This window comes from Bifidobacterium sp. B4081 (assembly GCF_026537335.1).
Lineage (GTDB): Bacteria > Actinomycetota > Actinomycetes > Actinomycetales > Bifidobacteriaceae > Bombiscardovia.
Window position 1 is genome coordinate 77,793 of the sequence record NZ_JAFNMM010000004.1, and the last position, 22,282, is coordinate 100,074.

A 22,282-nucleotide genomic window follows, 5' to 3' on the forward strand; every position below is an offset into this window, starting at 1 on the left:
AGAAGCATTGTCAATCGGGAAAGAGGGTTCTATCACCTATGGCCATCTACTATATGTTATTCATATGGCTTTTGGCGTGTTCCCTTTTTTTCTACAAAATACCTGAGCGACAGCGCAAAGCCCTGGAGTTCTTATGCGCCGTGATACCCACAACGCTCATCGCGGCACTAAGGGATACAAGTATCGGCACGGATACCGCATCCTATGTATACGCTACTATCGACTTGAAAAACCTTGGTTATGCACAATTCAAGGCTAAGGGCATATATTCGAATTTCGAGCCGGGCTTCATGCTTCTTATGCAAATCTGTGCTTTCTTCAAGGATCCTGCCCACGCGCTCATCATCATTTCCTCATTGATTATCACGTTCATACCCTTCGTGGTCATTTACTTGATATGCGAAAGACCCTCGATGGTATATTGTGTGTACTACCTCACCACGCAATATTTCATGTCTTTGACAGCCATGAGACAATGTCTGTCAATAGCGTTTATCTTCCTCGCCATCTATGCACTATACAAAACAGGGAATTCATGGCTGGCCGTAGGTATCGTACTCGTAGCTGCCTGTTTCCACACAACAGCCCTGATTACTATTCCCATTTTCGCCTTATCAAAGGTCAAGCCATCCGTCAAAGTAACCACAATCATTTTGGCTGTATCGGCAGCTTTGATTGTTCTAGCAGGAAACCTATTACCGGTTATATTCTCGCTCATTCCGAAATACCGCGGATACGTCACATCAGCTGCCGGTGCAGAATTCCTGAAACCCGGCAGAGTAATGCCCCCCTTGCAGGTTGCGTTCTTCGGCATTCTACTGGTGCACTTCCTGTCCGGAGACGGTCGCTTCACCTCCACTTATGAAAAGAGACTGACAGGGAGGGTTTCCACCTGTGCGTTTAGTCATGGACAAACCGCACAGCACCGATCACAGGATTCAGATGGGCGAATAGCCCGTGACCAGGTTTACCTGCTAAAAAACATGGCCGTGTACGGCTCATGTTTAGGCATTCTAGTCGGAGTGACCGTTCTTTTCGTCAATGTTTTTTATCGATTTATGTACGAAGGGTTACCTTTCATCACCATCATCATGCCTGCGGCAATCATGTATACGCGAGAGACCAGAATCTCCAGAATTACACGCGTACTGTGCACAGTAGCCCTGGTACTCTTCTTCATCGCGTTCCTTTTCGTACCGCAGAAGTGGTTTGGCATCAGCCCATATCGGCTGTATTATCCACACCTGATTAGTAACTATCACCCAACTTATTAAGAGCAAACGCAATGGCAGAGCATCAACCCATATCCCCCATTACAGGAAGAGGAATCGTCAGCTTGGAAACAAACGACAGCGTCGTTCGCCTCTATATAAAAATCGCTATTATGCACATCATTCTTATCATTCCGGGATTTCTCTGTTGCTCCAATGCCCTATAAACATCTGGGCAAGAACAGCTCCGGGCAGGGACTCCAGCGTCTTTGTTATATAGGCCAGGCAGTTCTTGCTGGTCAGATCCTTATCAGGACACTTTTGATCACAAAGGTCCACTCTTCTATATCATCAACGCATATGGGCGTACTATAGGACAAGTGGGGAGTATGGCTGCTTGAGTTTCTGACAATCGTCGCTACTTTCATCATCATGTACCGTATCGCACAGCTCATATGCAAACCATAGACATCGATACTGATCATCGTACTATGTTCTTCGCTCTTCTTCGTCTTCTTTGAGGGCAATCTTACTGAAGAATATGCAATGCCCTTTATCGCCCCAGCCATCTATATCTTCTTAGATTATTTCATCAATCAACAAATCATTAATATCAGATTGGTCCTGTGCGGAATTAGCATGGGAGCCGTCCTTTTGTTGCGCATCAACATGATTGCCATATGGGTGGTAATGTGCATCGGCGTTGTCGTGTTATCGCTAAGAGACCACCAGGGTCGACAACTCTTGACCTGTTCTGGTTTTTCCTTCTCGGATGCCTGATGGTTCTTCTTCCTGTCATGTGTTGGTTAGAGCACTTCAGGCTTTCTTCTCTGACTACATTGCCTTCGATATGCGGTACTCCTCATTTACAAGTAAGTGGGAAGCATTACGAGCTCGAAGTTCTGTTTTTATCTTTTTCTCCAGCCGGGTCCTTGTGCTCTTGTCGAGCTTGATTGTGCTTTACCGAGCAGCCAGAAAGAAGCAAGCCGTCGACTGCCTCTATATCATCTACCTGATTGTATGCCTTTACTTCGTGTGTGTTTTTGGTCAAAAATACGCCTATTATAGTACGGTACTCATTCCTGGTATCGTCTATCCCCTGGTATTGGCTTTTCAGGATTCGGCAAGCCGACTTGATATGGCAAGAATCGCAGTAGCGGCCTACCTGGTTCTCATCCTGGTCATACCTTCATGGTTTTCGGGCCTAGCAACAGCCAAGGCGTCGTTCATCAACAGGGGGCAAGACAACATAAGCGATATCGATAAGCAAATAGCTGCAACCATCCAAGACAATTCCAAAACGAGCGATCGTATCCTGGTATGCGGTAATTGGAATAACATGTATCTCCTCAGTGACAGACTTGCAGCGTCAATATATTCCTATCAGGACCCCATCACACAGGTTGACCCTACTTTGTCCCGAGATTTCTATAAGGGCCTAGACGCGGAGAAGCCGAAGCTCATCATCCTTTTCCGAGGGAGCAACGGATTATAAGAAACTCTCCAGGTTTGTTCAGCAGAACCGGTATGAGAAAGTGGACGACACGGTTGGAGTCGTGATCGTATACAAACCCAGCTGAGTACGCATCTCCATGCCGCTTGTCATAAGAGCAACTGTGTGAGTCCCTTATTCAGTCCTTCGACCCTTCAACTCCCGAATGAGAAACGCATACAGAGGCGGGCAAAAGGCAAAAATCGCCACTTGTATCTTTTTCCAAGCGCTGATGTCTCGATTGGAAAGGACATACGGAAAGCGGCGGATATTACCTTTGAGGAGGAACCCTCTCTGCTCCAGGGAAATGGTGATTCGCCTCAATACAACCAGGTTGAATATAGCCATCCGTGCGATGGCTGTGGAGCCACGGCAGACACGGAACAGCCGAGGATCCCTATCCCGGAAGTAATCAGCCTGTTGGTCCGCCGCCATGGCGTAATCCATATGCACAACAGTGTTTCTGGAAATGCTACCTTCGCGTTGCCGGTAACAATACAGAGGAATATCCCTGTAATATACAGACTGAGCTTTATCAATCAAACGATAGGTCACGTAGGCATCTTCTGATGTCTTCCCCGATGGGTATCTTATATCTGCGAATATCTTTCGCTTATAGATTCTGCCACACGAACTGACATCAAAAGAGTTGAAGCAGTTCAGGGCACGAATGGCCATGAAAGCGGAAAGCCGCCGATTGGAATAGGTCGGTTTGGGCCGAAGGATTGTGCGAGAACCGTAAACCTCGCAACGACCGCATATGGCTATATCGGTCTTATTGACAACCAGCCATTCAAGTAGTGTTTCAACATATGAATCATCAACAAAATCATCTGAATCTATAAAGGTGACATACCCGCCGTGGGCATGGGAAAGGAGAACATTCCTGGTCTCAGCGAGCCCTCTATTTGTCTGTGCGTATACGGTTACACGTGGATCTTGATCTGCGATATGCCGGCAGACCGACAAGGTATCATCTGTAGATCCATCGTCAACAATTATTATCTCCAACTTTCGATAAGTCTGACGAAGCACACTGGCCAAACAATCGGCAATATCATTCTGTACATTATAGGCAGGTATCAAAACGGACACCAACTTGGTTTCCGCGCCATTCATCAGTGCTGCGTGCAATACCACTATCCTCCTGCCAAGGTTCTTCCGCCGGCATGGGCGAACCTGCGTCCTCCAAGCGGTATACAGTCTATCATTGCCGAGCCCGGCATTCGACCAACGGAAAACCTATGACCGCCTTAACAGATAGAGGATTTTGCATAACCCAACAAAGGCTTTTCGATTGCTGCGCGCAACCGAAGCCACCAGGTTTTGTTTCCGGTTCAATCCATCTGGCCGACTATTCGAAGACAGCAAATCAAGAGCTTCTTTAAAGAGCGGCCCATCTGTACAGTCACCGTGACAGGCACAGTACGAAATCGCCGTTGTATACAGCGTTTGGTAGTCCTTTTCGAGGACCTCCGGGTGATGATGGGCAAACCAACGATGGCGTATCAATCTCTCTGAAAGGCCGTCAACTGTGTTGGACCGCTTGGATTGCCATGAGACCGGCAGCGATAAGCTCCCCTCCCTCCGGCGGTAATAGTATAGAGTCTCATCAAGCGAAACGATTCGTGACGCTGCCTCAACCAACCGGTAAGAGGTAGCCATATCCTCGCAACCCACAACCGAAGGGAAGTGGATGGAGTCAAAAAGCGTTTTCCTGACCAGCTTGGTCACTGCATAGTCTCGAACTCCCTCCACAAACAGCAGATTCATAGCCTCCTCACGGTTCAGTTCACCGGTCGGAATAGTCGGTGACGTATTGTTTGCTTCACCTATTACCGATGAGTCTCCGTCGAATCCGGCAAGCTTGAAAAAACAGATATCCGCATCCAGCCTAGTCAACAACTGGTATGGACCAGCACAGAAGTTCTTGGTGACGATATCGTCAGAGTCGACAAACATGACGAATTCCGCCCGTGCCTTCGTTACGCCGAAATTCCGCGCTGCCCCAAGACCCCTGTTGGGAGTATGGAAGGGACGAATGCGCTCATCCCCAAGTGCCAGGTTTTCACAGAGGGATCCAGATGAATCGGTCGAACCATCATCCACCAGTATGATCTCAATATCGTGCAGCGTCTGGTTTACCAAACCTTCCAGACACTCGGCTATAAAGGATTCAACGTTATAGACCGGAACAATTACAGATATCTTGGGGTTCACTCTTCCTGTCCCTTGTTCATCGGATGTGCAATCTTGCTCTCACGGAAGCCAACTCTGCAAGAACCATATCATTACGCAAAGCGAGCAGTATTCCCAAGTATGCAAAAACGGAAGAAACCACCGTTAGCACGATTCTCAGGAAGAGCGAACCAACGAACTGATGAATGATCAGTGCAAGCGGGATAATCGGCACACAGGCCACCAGCACTTGTATCAGATGCCCTCGCACATCCTGCAACCGTGCTATTGACCTGCCAATCAGAACACCGATAATCATCTGTATGAATTCAGCCACAACAGTGGCAAAGGCGGCGGCATTTTCATTCCATACAGGAATAAGCAGATAGTTGAGACACATACTCGCTACGGCGCCCAGGAAGGTCGAGCACAACACGATAAGCTCCTTGCGGGCCGGAATCAGCATACATTCATTATAAAACCAGCCGAACACAGAAAACAGAAGGGCGACGCTCAGTATGGCCAGTGATTGCCCTGCTCTGGCATATCGTTGCCCCGAAAGGAGAACGGCTACATCCGTCGAAATGGACAGAAGACCTATCATTGTCGGGGTGGTGAACAGGATCAGCATTTTGAATACCTTAGACAGCAACTCACGATATTCAGTGAATAGCTTGTTCCCTAAGTACATGGAAAGACGGGGAACCGAAACCATTAACACAGCCGACAATACGGTCTTTACAGCCTCATAGATTTTTACCGAAACAGAAAAGATGCCCACCGTATAGGTCCCCTGGAGGAAGCCCAGCATAGTCATTCCGATATTACCGAATAGCGCCACAGCGATGCTGTAAGCGAATAGAATTATGACCGGTCTGAAGTGCTTCCTGATGTCGATATGAATGGTGAACCGAATTCTGCATAGTCGACGGGCGTAAATGAAATTAAGCAGACTAGCCCCAACACTGGAAAACACCGTAATGCCGGCATACACCAGATACTGATTCTCGTGTCGTACGAACAGGACCAGAAGAACAAGGGACACTAGCTTGAAAATTACAGTCCTAGCGGTAACAAAAGCAAAATCCTCGTAAATCGTATAAAGCCAGTCGGTCCCGAGCGTCGTGAAGAACATGGAAATACTAAAGATGAGAATGCAAACTTCGTATTTATTCAATGCAGGAAACAGACAAAGGCAAGCAAAAAGCAAAACGTAGGCCACAACTGTGGCCAACATGTTCAATGAAAAAATCTGACTACAGAACTTGCTGATCTGTTCCTTGTCGTTCCGCTTGCGGCTACCCTCACGAATCGCATAGTTATTAATGCCCATAGAGGCTATGAGCACAAAGTAATTGACGAAAGTGTACGAGAAACTGTAACGTCCAAGACCATCAATCGACAGAACCCGGGAGACATACGGAAAAGTGATGAGGGGGAAAACAACATTCAACAGGTTTCGGAAACCATTGAGAATAGCGTTGACTTTTATGGATTTTACCGCCATAACACCAGTCTCAATCTGTTCGGTTCCCTGTAGTACTACAACAATACGAAAAATACACCTGGGCTAAGATTCCTGTGGCGTGACCGGATTGTTTACTTACTCACCAATCTCATTAACACGGTTAACTGGTACATAATTTTGAGGGGTCAGACACCATATGATAAATTTATTTTGGCTTTCGGAACATGTTTGTCGCATAATCAAAACGGCAGTCAGGTGGTGAACCCCAAACAAAGCTGGTTCAAAGGGAGAACAGACTAGGGATGGATAGGAAAAGTCACCAAGATCACGGAGATTTCTCCGCGCGACGAACTTCATCAGCCGACTCGACGGAACCTTCTTTTACTTCTAAGCCAGCAAGTACTACTCGGTTGCTCTTCATCAACTCTCCTTTTGACACCACGGGCCAAGCTCATCCGCAAATCAATCAACTATCACTTACGCCCCTGTGGCGACCCCTTTATGTGGCAACACTGATTCTCGTCGATATCATCAACATGCTATTCTCCCTTGGAGTCTGCTCCACAATTAAACCATCATCGTTGATATCTCTAGAAAATAGAATTCCTATATGGCAATTCACTATCCTACAGTGCGTAACGTGGATCACTTGTCTCCTGGTTTGCGGAACCTACCACAGGCATGTCATGTCCGAGGGCTACGGTCTGTACAGCAAGATATTCAATGCCGGCATACTGACAGTCATTTTTACCAGTTGTGCCGTGTATATGCTCAATTTGCAGTTCCCTCGGATTCTTGTCATCGCTGTACCCATGCTGGCTTGTGCACTCGATGTCGTGACGCGGTGGCTACTAAGGCGTGTGCTACACAGGTGCCGTCTGCATGGGCGATGCCAGTACAACGCAGTTATCGTCGGTTCGCCTGCCAGCATTGACGAAATGCTGTCCACCTTGGATTCGTCCCATGCCAATGGTTACAAACCCATTGCTATTTGCCCGGTAGCTCTTGATCCCCAATCCGATGATGGTGATGTCATAGCCGTGCCATACCTCTCGGAAGAGAGACAAGACAGCGAAACCACCGGACCAAAAGTAATTGCCTTTAATTCGCACTTCCCGCGCTCAGTTAAGCTGTTGGGAGCTCAGATTGTTATCGTTGCCGATGTCATCACTCGTGACAACAAGATTATGCATGCCCTCCCCCTTGCCGTGGAATCCCTTGGAATAGAATTTGCCCTCTCTATTTCCGTGGCAGACATTGGCGCTCAACGCATAGATTTGGACTACTCCGGCATACAGCCTATTTTGGTGGCCAGCTTACCGCAATATTCGAACTCTACGCGTTTCGTCAAGCGGGCAATGGATATTGTCGGCTCCTCATTGGCTTTGATAGTCTCGGCTCCCTTTATCATTTTCCCGGCGGCATTGGCAATCAAACACGAGGACCACGGTCCTGTATTTTACAAACAGAAACGTATCGGTCTGAATGGAGTGCCATTCGATTGTTACAAACTTCGTTCCATGTGTCTGAATGCCGACCAGCTGGATTCGCAAGTAGCACAAGCGGAGGGCCAAAGCCTGGATGCTCTCTTTAAGGTCAAGGAGGATCCTCGTGTAACGAAAGTCGGGAAATTCATCCGCAAATATTCCATTGATGAATTCCCTCAGTTCTTCAATGTGCTGAAAGGTGACATGTCTTTGGTAGGACCACGACCGCAGAGGGACTACGAAGTAGCTACTTACGGCACGCTCTATTCAACCAGGCTGCTGGTCAAGCCAGGTATCACCGGACCCTGGCAAATTTCGGGCCGCTCGGACCTGTCGAGAGAAGAGGCCGAGCAACTTGATATCTCATATATCCAGCACTGGAGCATTACCGGAGACTTGGCCATATTAGCCAAGACCTTCGTGGCCGTCCTCAAGCACCGGGGCTCATACTAAGAGATCCAATCGTATTTAGGCTAGATAATGCTGCACTCGGGGAACAGGCGGAAAGGGCTAGTATGTGATGGCATGACTCATGAAGTCAGATAAATTGGAGCACTTCTTTATTAGAGAGCATCTGACCATCGAGGACAACCTTCCTGGTTCGCATGCCTCTTCTAATCTAATATCCTTGAGGGAAGAAAGAGAACTCGGTGAATGACCTCTTTATTATTACCCCGGTTTATAACGAATTGGCCAAACATCAACAAGATCATTGATAATTGGTATCCGATTGCGGAGAAACACAATGCTGATGGCAAATTCCGATTAGTGATAATCGACGATGGAAGTTACGACGACGCCCTTCATAATCAAGAACCGCAACTCTTCGCTACCCTTGCTGGTGGCCCTGACGAAAGTAACGGCGGATGCAGGGATACCGTTCTTTATGGATACCCATATGCAATCAGCAAACACATTGATTAGATTTCCCAGACCGATTCCGATGGACAGACCAATCCACTGGAATTTGAAAGTTTCTGGCAACAGCGAACCCACTATGATGCGGTTATCGGCAACCGGTCGCAGCGCAAAGATGGAGCATGCGCAAGGTCGTCGAGAATACTCTTCGGTTCATTCTCTAGGTAATTTTCGGGGGTAAGAATACCTGATTCCTACGTGCCGTTCCGCTTTATGAAAGGGTCCCTGTCAGAGAAGTACATCGGATAATTACCAACCCATTATAATCTTCCCACTGTCATGCTAACTAACTATTTTGCCTTCTTCCATGAGCGGGTTCGCTTTATCGGTATCACCTTCAATCCCCGACAAGGTGGCAATAACTCCATCAATATCAAGAGCATTGTGAAAATAGGCCTGCTGGCTATGGGGGACTTTCTTCGCCTCGGACGCAACATTGGAAACCGCTAAAGCCTGTGCAAACTCCTCACCTGACGTGTTGCAACCTGCGAACACCCCACATGACCAGCTTGCGCAGCTCCGAGGCGACCAGGACCAAGGCTGCCAGGCCGATGCACTCCAGCCAGGCCTGGGGCTGAAGGGGCACGGTACCGAAGGCCTCGCCCAGGAAGGGCAGGTAGATCACTGCCATCTGCAGGAGGATGGAGACGCCGATGGCACCCCACAGCCAGGCATTGCTGAAGAGGCCGACGAAGGCGGACTTCCGGGACGAGCGCGAAGCCAAGGCGTTGAAAAGCTGGGCGAAGACCAGGATGGTGAAGCCCATGGTCCGGGCCTCCCGCATCTGGGCCTCATGGCCGATGGCCTGGAGGGAACGGTCGGTGAAGAGCCCCCCGCTCAGGTGCATGTCCATGCCGATCAGGGTGACCAGGGCCATGACCAGGCCGATGTAGATGATGTCGATCCACATGTCCCGATCGATCACCCGATCGCTCACCCTGCGGGGCGGGCGGTCCATCAGGTCGTCGGTCTGGGGGTCCACGCCCATGGCCAGGGCCGGGGCCGCATCGGTCAGGAGGTTGATCCAGAGGAGCTGGGTGGCCAGGAGGGGGACGGTGACGCCCAGGCTGCCGGGCTGGGAGATGCCCAGAAGTCCGGCGAAGACCACGCCTCCGAAGACCGTGAAGACCTCACCCATGTTGGAGCTGAGCAGGTAGCGCAGGAACTTGCGGATGTTGTCGAAGATGCCGCGGCCCTCGCGCACGGCCTCGACGATGGTGGCGAAGTTGTCATCCGCCAGAATCATCTTGGCCGATTCCTTGGTCACCTCGGTTCCGGTGATCCCCATGGCCACGCCTATGTCGGCGGCCTGACGGCCGGGGCATCGTTGACGCCGTCGCCGGTCATGGCCACGACCCGGCCCTGGGACTGAAGGGAGTCTACGATCTTGAGTTTGTGCTCTGGGGCCACACGCGCATAGACCGATACCTTGGAGGTGGTCTCCCTCAGCTGGTCTTGGTCCATGGCATCCAGCTGGTCGCCGGTGCAGGCGGGCTGACCGGGTTCGATGATACCCAGGTCACCGGCGATCCTGGCCGCGGTCAGAGGGTGGTCACCGGTAATCATGACGGTCCTGATGCCTGCCTTGTGGGCCTGTGCCACGGCTTGGCGAACCTCGGTACGGGGCGGGTCGATGATGCCGACCATGCCCGTCCAGATCAGACCTGATTCCAGGGACTCGCCCCTTTCCACCACCGCATCTGCCGATAGGGCGAGTGCGTCTGTCGGCTGGCCCTGGGCCTCGGTACGGACTCCGGCCACCGACCGGCCCGTATCCGGGTCAGCCAGGTCGGCCAGCTCTCGGATGAACAGGGGACGGTAAGCCTGCCCGAGGGTACGGTAGGCATCACCGGAAAGGTGGCTGACCTGGGCCAGTATTCCCTCCCGATCCCCGTCGGTCAGAGGGCGCACTCGGCCCTTCTGGAGTATCCGGTCACAACGCCCGAGCAGAACGTCGGGGGCACCCTTGCAGAAGAGCCGGGCACCCTGTGCATGGGGGGAGTCGCCGGTCCCCTGCCTGGGCAGGGCCAGGACCGACATGAGCTTGCGCTCCGAGGTGAAGGGGATCTCGGCCAGACGGTCGTACCCGTTCGCCCGGGTGTCGGCAGCAGCCGAGCCCAAGCTGGAACCCGAGCCGGAATCGTAACCTGAGTCCGAGCCGGATCCGGGACCTGAGCCCGAGCCGTGGTTGGCCCCGGACCAGTCACCAGCCTCCTGGCGCAGACCTCCATCGTTGGCGACGGACCCGACCATCAGGGTCTGCATGACCTCGTCGACCAGGGAGGGGTCCACATCCGTATCGGCCGACGGCCCCTGCGAGGCCACCCGGGTCATCGACCCTTCAGGATTGTACCCGGTGCCAGTGAGGCTGACCTGCCCGGAGGGAACCACGACCCGCTCCACGGTCATCTCGTTACGGGTCAGGGTGCCGGTCTTGTCGGAGCAGATGACCGAGGCCGACCCCAGGGTCTCCACCGAGCTGAGCTTCTTGACGATGGCATGGTGCTTGGCCATGCGCTGCACACCCAGGGCCAGGACCACGGTCAGGATGGCGGTGAGCCCCTCGGGGACGGCCGCCACGGCCAGGGAGACCGCCATGAGGAGGGAGTCGATCAGGTCCTGGATGGTATGGAAGCCTTCCATGACGGCCAGGACGGCCAGGACCAGGACGGCGATGACACAGACAGCCAGGCCCAGGATCTTGGAAACCCGGGCCATCTCCTTCTGGAGGGGGGTGGGTTCCTCCTCGGTGTTGGCCAGCATACTGGCGATGCGGCCCACCTGGGTGCCCATGCCGGTGGAGGTCACGACCATCCGGCCCGTGCCCTGGGTCACTGCGGTGCCGTTGAAGGCCATGTTGGTCCGGTCACCCAGGGCGGTGGTCCCGCTCAGCCTGGCCGGTCGCTTGTTTACGGGCAGGGATTCGCCGGTCAGGGAGGCCTCGGCCACGCGTAGGCCGGCCGCGGTCAGGAGGCGGCCATCCGCACTGACCGTGTCGCCCTCGGCCAGAATGACCACATCACCCGGAACGATCCGGCTGGTTTCCAGACTGACCACCTGCCCCCCACGCAGGACGGAGGCGTGGGGGGCCGTCATGCTGGCCAGGGCGTCCACGGCACGTTCGGCCTTGGCCTCCTGGGCATAACCCAGACATGCGTTGAGAAGCAGGATGGCCACAATCACGATGGCATCGAAGGGGAGGGGTTCACCCCCACCGGCCGAGGGGTGGGACCGCTCCACCACCCAGGCCACCAGGGATATGGCCGTGGCGGCCAGGAGGAGGTAGACCAGGGGGTCCTTGAACTGCTGGAGGAACTTGCGCCAGGCTGGCACCGGAGGGGCGCCGGCCAGCTCGTTGGGGCCGAACCTCCCCAGCCGCCGGGCGGCCTCGTCCTCATCCAGCCCGTGGGCCGGATCGACATTCAGGGCTTTGCAGACCTGATCCGCCTCAAGCACCGATGGATCATCCAGTCGGGCATCGGAATTCCCCGACCGGGCGGTCGCCGCCTGGCCGGCCGGGGCCACCGAGGCGGCCCCATCAGGGAAGGGATGCCCCTGTCCGGACGGAGTTCCGCCTGTTACGAGAGGTTGTGTCTGCTTGGAACCGCTGGTTGACCATACCACTCTCCTGCTCATGCCACGGAGTAGTCAACGCTTCGGGGGCCTGTCGAACGAAGTCGGAAGGGGCCAAACCCGAAACGCTGCGTGGATATCTACCAAGTTGGTATCAGATATTACACAGACGCCCGCATAAGCTCCAGTTCCGACTCTCGCTTTGAGACGAATCCTTCACCTGCGCAGGCCTCTTGACTTCAAGCCCACTTCAAGGCGTATAGATGGAGTTCAAGAACACGCCATCGGGAGGCACCATGACCAATCTGCTGATACTGGGCGCCAACGGTCGTATAGCCCGCCTGGTCCGGAAGGATCTGCTGGCCGGCGAGGACGACACCCGCCTGACCGAGTACCTGCGCAGCGCCGACCGACTTCCCGTCCTCGACCCATCCAGGGAGACCATCACCGAAGGGGACGTGAACAACTACCCCCGTCTTCTCCAAGCGATGCAGGGCCAGACCATGGTCCTCGCCGACCTGGGTGGCCGATTCGAACCCATGGCCGAGAAGACGGTCCGGGCCATGGACCAGGCAGGGGTCAAGCGCCTGATCTGGATTACCGGACTCGGGCTCTACCATGAGGTGCCGGGCGAATTCGGCCGGTGGGTCGAGGAGTCCTGCGGTCATGAGGTCATGGAGGACACCCGCCGGGCGGCACGGATCATCGAGGATTCCGACCTGGACTACACAATCATCCGAGCCGCCTATATGGATGACCAGCCCGACAGGGACTACGAACTGACCGAGAAGGGTCAGCCGTACAGGGGGACGACCGTATCCCGGAATTCCATAGCGGACCTGATTGAAAAGATCCTGGCCGGCCCTGCCGAACACAGCCGCGCCAGCCTGGGGATATCCCGACCAGGCACCGATGGCGACAGGCCGGTCTGGGTGGGCTGACGGCGTTCCAAACATCCAGGTGCTCTGACCTGCAGCAACCCAAAGACCCGGATATCGCCGATATGCCAAAACGACGGCGGACATGAAAGAAGGAGAACCATCATGACAATCAAGCAGACGGCCGGGCACGATCAGCTCGGCAACTTCGCACCCCTTTTCGCCCATTTCAATGACGATGTGCTTTTCGGCCAGGTTTGGTCCCGCGAGGAGGAACTCTCGGCCCACGACCGGAGCATGATCACCTGCGCCGGGCTGATGGCCATGGGCCTCTTCCCCCAGCTGCAGAGCCACATGAATCTGGCCAAGCGCAATGGGGTCACCAAATCCGAGATGGTGGAACTGATCACCCAGCTGGCCTTCTACGCCGGCTGGCCCAAGGCCTGGAGCGCCTTCAACCTGGCCAAGGAGATCTTCGGCGATGAGGAAACAGCGGCGGACGCAGGCCGATCAGAGGCCAGGAACCAGGCGGACGCCCTGCCCGACTCCGGCCCCTACCCCCTGGGGGACCCTGCCGATGGCCCCAACTTCACCGGTCATGCCTGGCTGTACCACCTGACCGAACCAGATGTGGAATGCTCAGCAGGCAACGTCACCTTCGCCCCCGGCTGCTTCAACCGCTGGCACACCCACCCACATGGCCAGCTCCTCCTGGTTACGGCCGGTTTGGGCTGGGAGCAGGAAGAGGGCCGGAAGCCTCGGCAGCTCAAGCCAGGCGATGTGGTCTTCTGCCCCGCAGGCGTCAGACACTGGCACGGGGCATCGAGGAACTCATCCATGACCCACGTCGCCGTCACCCCAGCCCGGGAAGGCCAGTCACCGGTCGAGTGGCTGGACTTCCCCGATTTCGAACAGGTGGCCGCCCTGGGTTGAACCGCCTTATATGCCTAGACGGAAAATATCTCCAGCGGGAAGGACGATAATTCCAACCGAATCATTGCTGTCTCACCCTTACTGCACGACCAGGCCATACTGCAGCTGATGGCCGCCGTTGACTAAGCCGGTACCGACGGGCACGTGGCGACGGCAGACGCTCCACCCAGCCTTTCGGCGCGTGGATGCAGGAATGCGAGGTTGGTTGGCAGACCGGCCGGTTTCCGCCTGCCCCTAGTATGGAGAGCATGGCTAACAAGAAAGGCCCGACCAAGGGTTCGGGCGGCAAGCACCGCAACAAACTGCGCGGCCGAGGGCCTACCCCCAAGGCTGAGGATCGCGTCTACCACAAGGCCTACAAGGCCCGGCAGGCGGCTCAGCGCAGACAAGCGGCCGATCCACGTCTGGCTGCCCGCCGCCGGGCCGACCGATTCACCTCTGATTCCGACGATCTGGTCATCGGCCGCAACGCAGTCCTGGAAGCCCTGCGTGTAGGCGTCCCGGCCAGCCAGCTCTATCTGGCCGCCCGGATGGACCATGACGACAGGACCAGAGAGATCGTGCGGCTGGCCGGGCAGGAGGGACTCAACCTGCTGGAAGCCGACCGCCTGGAGATGAACCGCATCGCCCGGTCCAGCAACCACCAAGGTGTGGTCCTCAAGGTGCAGCCTTACCAGTACGCCTCCCTGCAGAGCCTGGTCGACAGGGCCGAAAAGCACGCAGCCGCCCTAGACGGGGCCGACCAGGAGACCAAGGTTGCCGCCCGCCCGCTGTTCATCGCCCTGGATGGAGTAACCGATCCGCAGAATCTGGGGGCCGTGATCCGTTCAGCCGCAGCCTTCGGAGCCTCGGGAGTGGTTCTGCCCGAGCGCCGCAGCGCCTCGGTCACAGCTGCGGCCTGGAAGGTGTCTGCCGGAGCCGCCGCCCACCTGCCCGTGGCCCGTGTGGTCAATCTGACCAAGGCCATTCAAGGGCTCAAGGAACGCGGCTACTATGCGGTTGGCCTGGACGGCGCAGGCAGCGCCATAGTAGGCGAGACTGGCTTCGAGACTGATCCTCTTGTGGTGGTCCTAGGATCCGAGGGCAAGGGGCTGAGCCGCCTGGTCCGGGAGAACTGTGATGCCTTGGCCTCCATCCCCATCTCCAGCTCGGTGGAATCCCTGAACGCCTCGGTTGCAGCTGGCATCAGCCTTTACGCCGTAGCCATGGCACGCCGACGGTCCGCACACCAAGCCAAATAGCCCTAGGTAGGCACCGGCAATCTGAAGACGAACAGTCCCAAGCGGCAACAGTCTGCGTGCAGCGGCCAGCATGCAGCGGACCCTTGCCGCACAAACTCAAGAGTCAGCTGGAGGCCCAGACCGCGTCATCCTGGTCATCCTGGTCGGCAGCCGCATCCAGGCTGCCGGGGGCGTAGACCGATCTCAGCGAGCTTCGACCGCCATTCGTGTCTTCAAAGACTGGTTGCGACGGCACCTCCTCGCCTGCCCGATCGCGGTCCTCCTGAGTGCCCGCTCTGGTCTGCCCTCCAACATTGGTTTGTTCAGTCACCCCACTGTTAGCTGCGTCGTGGCCTTTCACTTCATGGCCATTTGCATCCTTGTCGCTCTGATCACGGGTGGCTTGCTTACCCTGGCCAGCCTGGGCATGGGCGCCCTGCCAGTTCATCTCGTCATCGACCACCCCGGCATCCGCCTCTTCGTTGATGGTCTTCATATCCTCGGAGTCCAGCCGGTACTCGGGCAGTGAGTCGCTAATGTAGCTCTGCACGGCCTCGGCCATGGGCACGTCGTGGCCCGCCTTCTCGGCCATCAGCCAGCGGTGGGTCAGCACCTCGTGGAAGAACTGGGCCGGCTCTATCTGAGAGCGGTATTCCGGCGGGATCATACGCACGGTTGGCTCGAAGACCTCACGCATCCAGTCGGTAGCCACAATCTCCAGGTCCTCGCCTTGCCGCCAGGTGGATGCCCGGTAGGCATCCAGATCGTTGAGCAACCGCCGGGCTTGATTCTCCTGCACATCCAGACCGGTCAGCCTCAGCAGCTTGCGGGAGGCGTAGCCGGCATCAACCACCCTTGGACGCACCAGCACCCGGTTGCCGTTCTCCTCGGTCTTCATCTCCAGCTCGTCCACGTCAAAGCCCAGATCGTTGAGCCGGTTGACGCGGCGCTCGATCTTCCACATCTCATCCGGGTCGAAGCTGTCCACGTCCGTCAGGGCGCTCCAGAGGGAGTGATAGCGGTCCACCAACCGGTTGCCCACGTCGACCTCGTCCACCTCGCCAGCAAGCAGGTTGCCCGAATCCAAATCCATGAGCTCGCCGATGATGTTGGTCCTGGCCAGGTCGATGTCATACTCGCGCTGACCGTCAGTCAGGCTGGGGTGCAGATCACCAGTCTCGGCATCGACCAGGAAAGCCGAGAAGGCATCGGCATCACGCAGGAAGAGCACATTGGACAGGGAGACATCGCCCCAGTAGAACCCTGCCAGATGGAGCCTCACCAGGAGGACTGCAAGGGCATCGATCAAACGCTCTGCCGTATCCGGACGCAGATTGCGGGCGAAGAGGGCGCGATAAGGCAGCGAGAACTTCAGATGCTGAGTGACCAGCATGGCCTCAAGAGGCTCGCCCTCACGAGTGTGGCGACCGGTGACCACGGCGATGGGATTGACCGTGGGCAGCTCCAGTTTTTGCAGCTTGCGCAGGAGCTCATACTCACGCTCAGCCACCCGCTGGGTGATTTCCTTCATGGCGTAGACATCATCGCCCACGTGGACGAAGCGCACCACGTGCCGGGAGATACCTCTGGGCAGGTTCGCCAGCAGATCCCGGGGCCAGGTGGCCAGCGGCCGCTCCCAGGGCAGGGTAAACATCCTGGGGTTGGAGCTGGTGGCCGTGATGTGCAGGGCGGCCGGCTCCTGCTCGGAGGAGGGATCGGCCGTGGTCTTTATCGAGGTGGCTTTCATGGCGCGAGGGTCCAGAGAGGAGGCCGTCGCCCGGTTGATGTTCACGCTAGTCATGCTTCATCCATCCCATCGCCGCCCATCCTATACGGGAAGAGCCCCGCACGGATCCGCCGCGCGGGGCTCCTGGTCACCCGGTCAACAAGGAGAGGAAGGAAAATGATATCAACAATCGATACGGGCCCTGTGGATCGGCGGGAAACCATGGCCGAGCCACAGGGTCGCAGGGACGCTCAGTTCAGCCGGAGCTCGCTGGCCGGGGAGAACAGATGCATCTTGGCGGGGTCGATGTGGATCTTGACCACGTCGCCCACCCTGGGCAGGTCGCGCGGGTTGACGCGGATGGTGGTCAGCTTGTTCTGGTCGGACATGACGATGGCCTGCTCAGCCACGCTGTTGTCGGTCAGGATGTTGCCGTAGATGTAGCCGTCGGAGCCCAGATCCTCCACATTGGCAACCTTCAGAGAGAACGCTTCAGGCTCGTCTGCACCAGCCAGGGAGGCATCCTCGGGACGGAAGCCGACGACGATCCTGCCTTGGTCCTCGGGGGTCAGCTTGTCCACAGCCTCGCGGGGCAGGCTGATGGTGTCCTCGCCGATTTTGGCCTGCCCATTGGCCACTGGGTGGATGTTGATGTTCATGGAGGGCGAGCCGATGAAGCCAGCCACGAAGACGTTCTCGGGCCGATCGTAGAGCTCGGTAGGCGCGCCCACCTGCTGCAGGACGCCCAGCTTGATGACGGCAATCCTGTCGCCCATGGTCAGAGCCTCGGTCTGATCGTGGGTCACGTACAGGGTGGTGACATTGAGCTGACGCTGCAGAGCAGCAATCTGAGTACGGGTCTGGACACGCAGCTTGGCGTCCAAGTTGGACAGAGGCTCATCCATCAGGAAGACCTTGGGCTGACGCACAATAGCGCGGCCCATGGCCACACGCTGACGCTGACCACCGGACAGAGCCTTGGGCTTGCGGTCCAGGTACTCGGTCAGATCAAGCACCTCGGCGGCCTTCTCCACCCGCTGGCGAATCTCATCCTTGGGGGTGCCGGCGATCTTCAGGGCGAAGCCCATGTTGTCGGCAACGGTCATATGGGGGTAAAGGGCGTAATTCTGGAAGACCATGGCGATGTCGCGGTCCTTGGGCTGCATGGTCGTCACGTCCTTGTCGCCAATCATGATGCGGCCCTTGTTGACCTCCTCCAGGCCGGCCAGCATGCGCAGGGTAGTGGACTTTCCGCAGCCGGAAGGCCCTACCAGAACAAGGAATTCACCGTCTTTGATGTCCAGACTGAGGTCACTGACCGAGGGCTCATCGTTGCCCGGGTAGATACGAGTGACGTGGTCGAATACCACTTCTGCCATTGTTCATCCTTTCATCGGCAGGTACGTGCCGAACGATCCGTAGTGAAGGGTTGATTTTCACTGTGGTTTCCGTCCCGGGGCCAACACCGACATCGGCATGACCATACGACGGTTTTCTATTTTTGGTTAAGAGAAACTCTCCCTTGAGCCAGTGCCCACTATACACCAAAGACTGAATTCGGCGTGCGAACCCTTGCCGGCTCAATCCTTGGTCTTGTCGGAAACTTCGGAGCTGGGCTCGAAGACCGTCCTGGCCACGTTGATCGCGTTGATGACACGCGGGAATCCCACGTAGGGAGCGCATTGGAGTATGGCTTCGACCACAGCCTCCTTGCTCAGCCCGACATTCAGAGCTCCCCGTATGTGAACAGCCAGCTGCGGAGCCGTGTCACCCTGCGTAACCAGACTGCCTATCGTGACCAGCTCACGTTGCTGAAGATCGAGCCCTTTCCTGGTGTATATGTCGCCAAAGGCGAACTCAACAATCCAGCGACCCAGGTCCGGCGCTATATCCTGAAGAGAGTCGATGACAGCCTGGCCTCCCTTGCCGTCAATGGCAGCCAAAGCTTTAGATCCTTTTTCAAAGCGCGAAGCTTCCATGAAGCCCCTTCTTTCTGTTGCTTTGCATATTTCCCAGCCGAGAATATTGTATCAACGCCTGTTTACGCATTATGCCGCCGGCAGTCGAGCCATCTGCGACGATCACGGACGCGAGGAAACGGCAGAGGCCGCAATCAGGCCCTTTTCAACGAGTCGGAGCACAATGGGAAGCATGAGTGATCTTGAGGGACTGGATCTGGGGCCGGGACGGCTGGTCGGGGGCTACACCCTGATTGAGCCCCTGGGCGGCGGCGCCATGGGGTCCGTCTGGCGCGCCCGGGATGGCGGTGGCCAGGACTACGCCATGAAGATCCTACGGGAATCCCTGGAGGAGGACCAGATCTCGTCAGACAGCCTCGACGAACGTGACCGCGCCTCGGCACGCGAGCGCCTGCGACGCGAGGCCCTGGCCCTGCAACGGATCCGTCATCCAGGCGTCTGCCGAATCGTGGATATGGAACTTGATGATGCTCTGGCTTTCATCGTGACCGAGCTGATCGAGGGGCGCAACCTGCACGACGACGTGGCTGTCAACGGTCCCTATCGGGGCGACGACCTGGAGCGGCTGGCACACAAGCTGACCGATGCCGTCGCAGCCGTCCACCGGGCGGGCATCGTCCACCGGGACATCAAACCCACCAATGTCATGATCTCGGTCTCGGGGCCGGTGCTGGTGGACTTCGGCATCGCCATGGGCCAGGGGCAGAGCCACGTGACCCGGACCGGGCTGGTCATGGGGACCCCTGGCTTCATCGCCCCGGAGATCATCGATGGAGCCGAGGCCGACCAGGAAACCGACTGGTGGAGCACGGCAGCCGTTCTGGCCTATGCAGCCACCGGACGGGCGGTCTTCGGCGACAAACCCATGATGGCGGTCCTGGAGCGGGAGGCCTCAGGCAATGCTGACCTGTCCGGGCTACCCATGGGCACCATGAGAGCCCTGCGCTCGGCCCTCTCCCCCGATCGAGGCGCGCGTTGCACACCTCAGGAGCTCCTGGAGGCCATCGGTCGGGATGCCATGGATCCGCAGGCCTGGCAGGGTGAGCAAGACGACCATGATGCGGGAGGGCAGCAGACCGGCAAGGGCAGCCAGGAGACGATGCGCCCTTTTGGCGGCGGCTCTTCGGAAGCTGAGGGGCAGGCCGACTCCCCCACCATGGTCGTTGAGCCGGCCACCATGCCCATGCCGCCGATCGCGCGGGCCGATCCAGACAGTCCGCGGACGGCCTGGTCACAACCCCCCGCAGACAGCGAAGCAGATGAACAGACGACCCTCCTGCCCGACTCGGAGCAGCCCATCAGCCTCTTGGATCCCCTTCCTGCAGCCGAGGAGCAGCAAGAGCAGACACAGACCTGGCAGGATCGGCAACCCTTAGCCGATCGCCAAGATCTTCAAGCCACCGCCGCTCAGGATTCGCTACCGCCGGCACAGCCCCTGCCCAGCGGATACCGCAACGAGGCGAACGCCCACTGGCTGGGAGACCAGCCTCCCGCCCAGATGCGACGTCTGCGCTACCTGAAAGCGGGAACTCCCTGCCTGGTCTTGCTGGGAATCCTTCCCGCCCTGCTGACAGCACTGGCCCCGGTCTCGGCTCTGGCGACCGCCGGAATCCTCCTCTGGGCCCTGAGCACTACCGGATGGAGCATAAAAGCCCAGATCGAACGCGAGCTGCGCCGTAACGGACCTCGGCGGGGCACCGATCGTCTGCTAAGCGCAGCCGCCCTTCCCTGGCACCTGCTCAAGGGCCTGGCAGCCGCCCTGCTCCGCCTGCCGGGCATGATCCTTGTCCAAGTCCTAGTCGCCCTGCCGCTGACCTGGGCGGGCGCCCTCACAACCGTTCGCGCAGGCCTGACCCTAGGCGAGCATCTGCTGACCTTCCCCCTGCCAGCGGCCAGGCCCCTGTCTGTCGGCGGACTGGCCATGGCCCTGGCAACGCTGGCCGGATGGCTGTTGGCGACCCTGCCCACACAGGACCGTTCAACCCCCAAAGCGAACAGCGGCAACATGGTCCTACGTCTGGCAGCGGGCCGTATTCCCCTTGGTCGTCAGGATCCCGAGGCGCCGAGCAGCCCCTGCCGCAGGTGGATTCTGCTCCTGATCTGGCTGCTGATTACTGCCGTCCTCCTGGCCGGGCTGATTGCCCAGCCCTCCATGGACTGGGCCCCCATCCACCTCCTGCGCGCCTAAGACCGACCTCCACCCCTGGCGGCTACACTATGCTCAGTATGCCAAGGAAAGGATCCAGGTCATGTCCAAGGGCAAGCAGAACCGCAAGGCCGCGCTCAAGGCCCAGGAAGAGGCCCGGCGGCTCCAGGAGGCCAAGGAGCGCCGCCAGCAGACCATGATCGGCGTCATCGTCACCGTGGTGCTCATCGCACTGATCGCTCTGGGCGGATTCCTATACTGGCGCAGCCATCGCCCGGTCAAGACCCAGGACCTGGAGCAGGCCCGTCAGGCCGTCGCACGAGTCAAGGAAAAGCCCTCGGCCGCCAATGACCAAGGCGGCTTCCTGATCAGTTCCAAGGGGCTGGGCAAGCCGGTGGCCAAGGCTCCGACCGTGGAGATCTACATGGACTTCATGTGCCCAGGCTGCGGCGCCCTGCATCGCGGGCTGGACTCCACCCTGACCAGTCTTGTGGACGCCGGGCAGATCAACCTGGTCATCTACCCCATGAGTTTCATGGACCGGCTCTCCACCGACAACTACTCGAGCAGAACGGGCACGGCCACCATCTACGTGGCCCAGCACGACCCCGACCACCTGCTGCCTTTCATCGCCAATCTCTACGCCAAGGACTTCCAACCGGATGAGTCCGACTATCACCCCATCAGCAACGACAAGATCCGCCAACAGGCCATCAAGGCCGGGGTTGATCCCAAGGTTGCCGATCAGGCGGTCAAGGGTCACTACCGGGCTTGGATCAAGGCCATGGATGCCTATACGCCCCTGCGCAAGGAGCTCTGGAATCCCTCCGGATCCAACAAGGGGCAGATGACCACGCCTACGGTTCGCATCAACGGCAATTACTGGGAACTGGGCAACCTGTCCCAGGCGGGCTTGGACTATCGTTCGGGCCTGCTCAAGACTCTGGGCCTGGACCAGTCCAAGGTGGGCGTCAAGGGTGCCATGCCGGCCATCGGCGCCTCCGGCCAACCGCGCTCGCTGAACTGAACCGGACAGGTCGAGAAGAATTTCGCGCCCAGCGTCCCCTTGGGGA

Annotated in this window: 13 protein-coding genes and 2 pseudogenes; 8 read left to right on the forward strand and 7 right to left on the reverse strand. The window is 57.2% G+C overall.

Going from position 1 to position 22,282, the window contains the following annotated elements:
* The first annotated feature begins 38 nt into the window (after positions 1 to 38).
* The gene (locus J3T92_RS07675; protein WP_267400871.1) at positions 39 to 1,274 is read left to right on the forward strand and encodes an EpsG family protein; all 1,236 of its coding nucleotides are present in this window, start codon (positions 39 to 41) and stop codon (positions 1,272 to 1,274) included.
* Between the two features lie 709 nt (positions 1,275 to 1,983).
* Positions 1,984 to 2,706 (forward strand): hypothetical protein, encoded by a 723-nt coding sequence (locus J3T92_RS07680; protein ID WP_267400872.1) that lies wholly within the window; start codon positions 1,984 to 1,986, stop codon positions 2,704 to 2,706.
* Positions 2,707 to 2,838: 132 nt separating this feature from the next.
* On the opposite strand, the gene J3T92_RS07685 is transcribed toward J3T92_RS07680, so the two are convergent.
* From J3T92_RS07685 to J3T92_RS07695, 3 genes are all read right to left on the reverse strand, one after another.
* Positions 2,839 to 3,837, reverse strand: a complete 999-nt coding sequence (locus J3T92_RS07685) for a glycosyltransferase family 2 protein (protein WP_267400873.1) — start codon at positions 3,835 to 3,837, stop codon at positions 2,839 to 2,841.
* Between the two features lie 108 nt (positions 3,838 to 3,945).
* Positions 3,946 to 4,923, reverse strand: a complete 978-nt coding sequence (locus J3T92_RS07690) for a glycosyltransferase family 2 protein (RefSeq protein WP_267400874.1) — start codon at positions 4,921 to 4,923, stop codon at positions 3,946 to 3,948.
* 16 nt (positions 4,924 to 4,939) lie between these two features.
* Positions 4,940 to 6,388 carry a flippase gene (locus J3T92_RS07695; RefSeq protein WP_267400875.1) on the reverse strand — a complete coding sequence of 483 codons (1,449 nt, stop codon included), beginning with the start codon at positions 6,386 to 6,388 and terminating at the stop codon, positions 4,940 to 4,942.
* Between the two features lie 263 nt (positions 6,389 to 6,651).
* On the opposite strand from J3T92_RS07695, the gene J3T92_RS07700 reads away from it, so the two are divergent.
* Entirely contained in the window at positions 6,652 to 8,289 is a 1,638-nt protein-coding gene (locus tag J3T92_RS07700) for a sugar transferase (protein WP_267400876.1), read from the forward strand.
* Positions 8,290 to 9,220: 931 nt separating this feature from the next.
* Here J3T92_RS07700 and J3T92_RS07705 read toward each other — a convergent pair.
* Positions 9,221 to 12,279, reverse strand: a pseudogene (locus J3T92_RS07705) (cation-translocating P-type ATPase).
* Between the two features lie 311 nt (positions 12,280 to 12,590).
* Here J3T92_RS07705 and J3T92_RS07710 point away from each other — a divergent pair.
* From J3T92_RS07710 to rlmB, 3 genes are all read left to right on the forward strand, one after another.
* Entirely contained in the window at positions 12,591 to 13,268 is a 678-nt protein-coding gene (locus J3T92_RS07710) for an NAD(P)H-binding protein (RefSeq protein WP_267400877.1), read from the forward strand.
* A 102-nt stretch (positions 13,269 to 13,370) separates the two neighbouring features.
* On the forward strand, positions 13,371 to 14,138 hold the full coding sequence (locus J3T92_RS07715) for a carboxymuconolactone decarboxylase family protein (RefSeq protein ID WP_267400878.1): 768 nt from the start codon (positions 13,371 to 13,373) through the stop codon (positions 14,136 to 14,138).
* 248 nt (positions 14,139 to 14,386) lie between these two features.
* Complete coding sequence (gene rlmB / locus J3T92_RS07720) at positions 14,387 to 15,379, forward strand: 23S rRNA (guanosine(2251)-2'-O)-methyltransferase RlmB (protein ID WP_220236540.1); 993 nt, start codon at positions 14,387 to 14,389, stop codon at positions 15,377 to 15,379.
* A gap of 418 nt (positions 15,380 to 15,797) precedes the next feature.
* Here the strand turns inward: rlmB and J3T92_RS07725 are convergent.
* The 3 genes and pseudogenes from J3T92_RS07725 to J3T92_RS07735 form a co-directional block, all read right to left on the reverse strand.
* Positions 15,798 to 17,159, reverse strand: a pseudogene (locus J3T92_RS07725) (DUF4032 domain-containing protein); the annotation flags it as partial.
* 176 nt (positions 17,160 to 17,335) lie between these two features.
* Positions 17,336 to 18,463 (reverse strand): ABC transporter ATP-binding protein, encoded by a 1,128-nt coding sequence (locus tag J3T92_RS07730; protein ID WP_267400880.1) that lies wholly within the window; start codon positions 18,461 to 18,463, stop codon positions 17,336 to 17,338.
* Positions 18,464 to 18,664: 201 nt separating this feature from the next.
* Positions 18,665 to 19,063, reverse strand: a complete 399-nt coding sequence (locus tag J3T92_RS07735; RefSeq protein WP_267400881.1) for a carboxymuconolactone decarboxylase family protein — start codon at positions 19,061 to 19,063, stop codon at positions 18,665 to 18,667.
* A 163-nt stretch (positions 19,064 to 19,226) separates the two neighbouring features.
* Between J3T92_RS07735 and J3T92_RS07740 the strand changes: the two genes are divergently transcribed.
* Entirely contained in the window at positions 19,227 to 21,251 is a 2,025-nt protein-coding gene (locus tag J3T92_RS07740; RefSeq protein ID WP_416378873.1) for a serine/threonine-protein kinase, read from the forward strand.
* 61 nt (positions 21,252 to 21,312) lie between these two features.
* A complete protein-coding gene (locus J3T92_RS07745) occupies positions 21,313 to 22,236 on the forward strand; it encodes a DsbA family protein (RefSeq protein ID WP_267400883.1) in 924 nt (307 codons plus the stop codon).
* Positions 22,237 to 22,282: the final 46 nt, after the last annotated feature.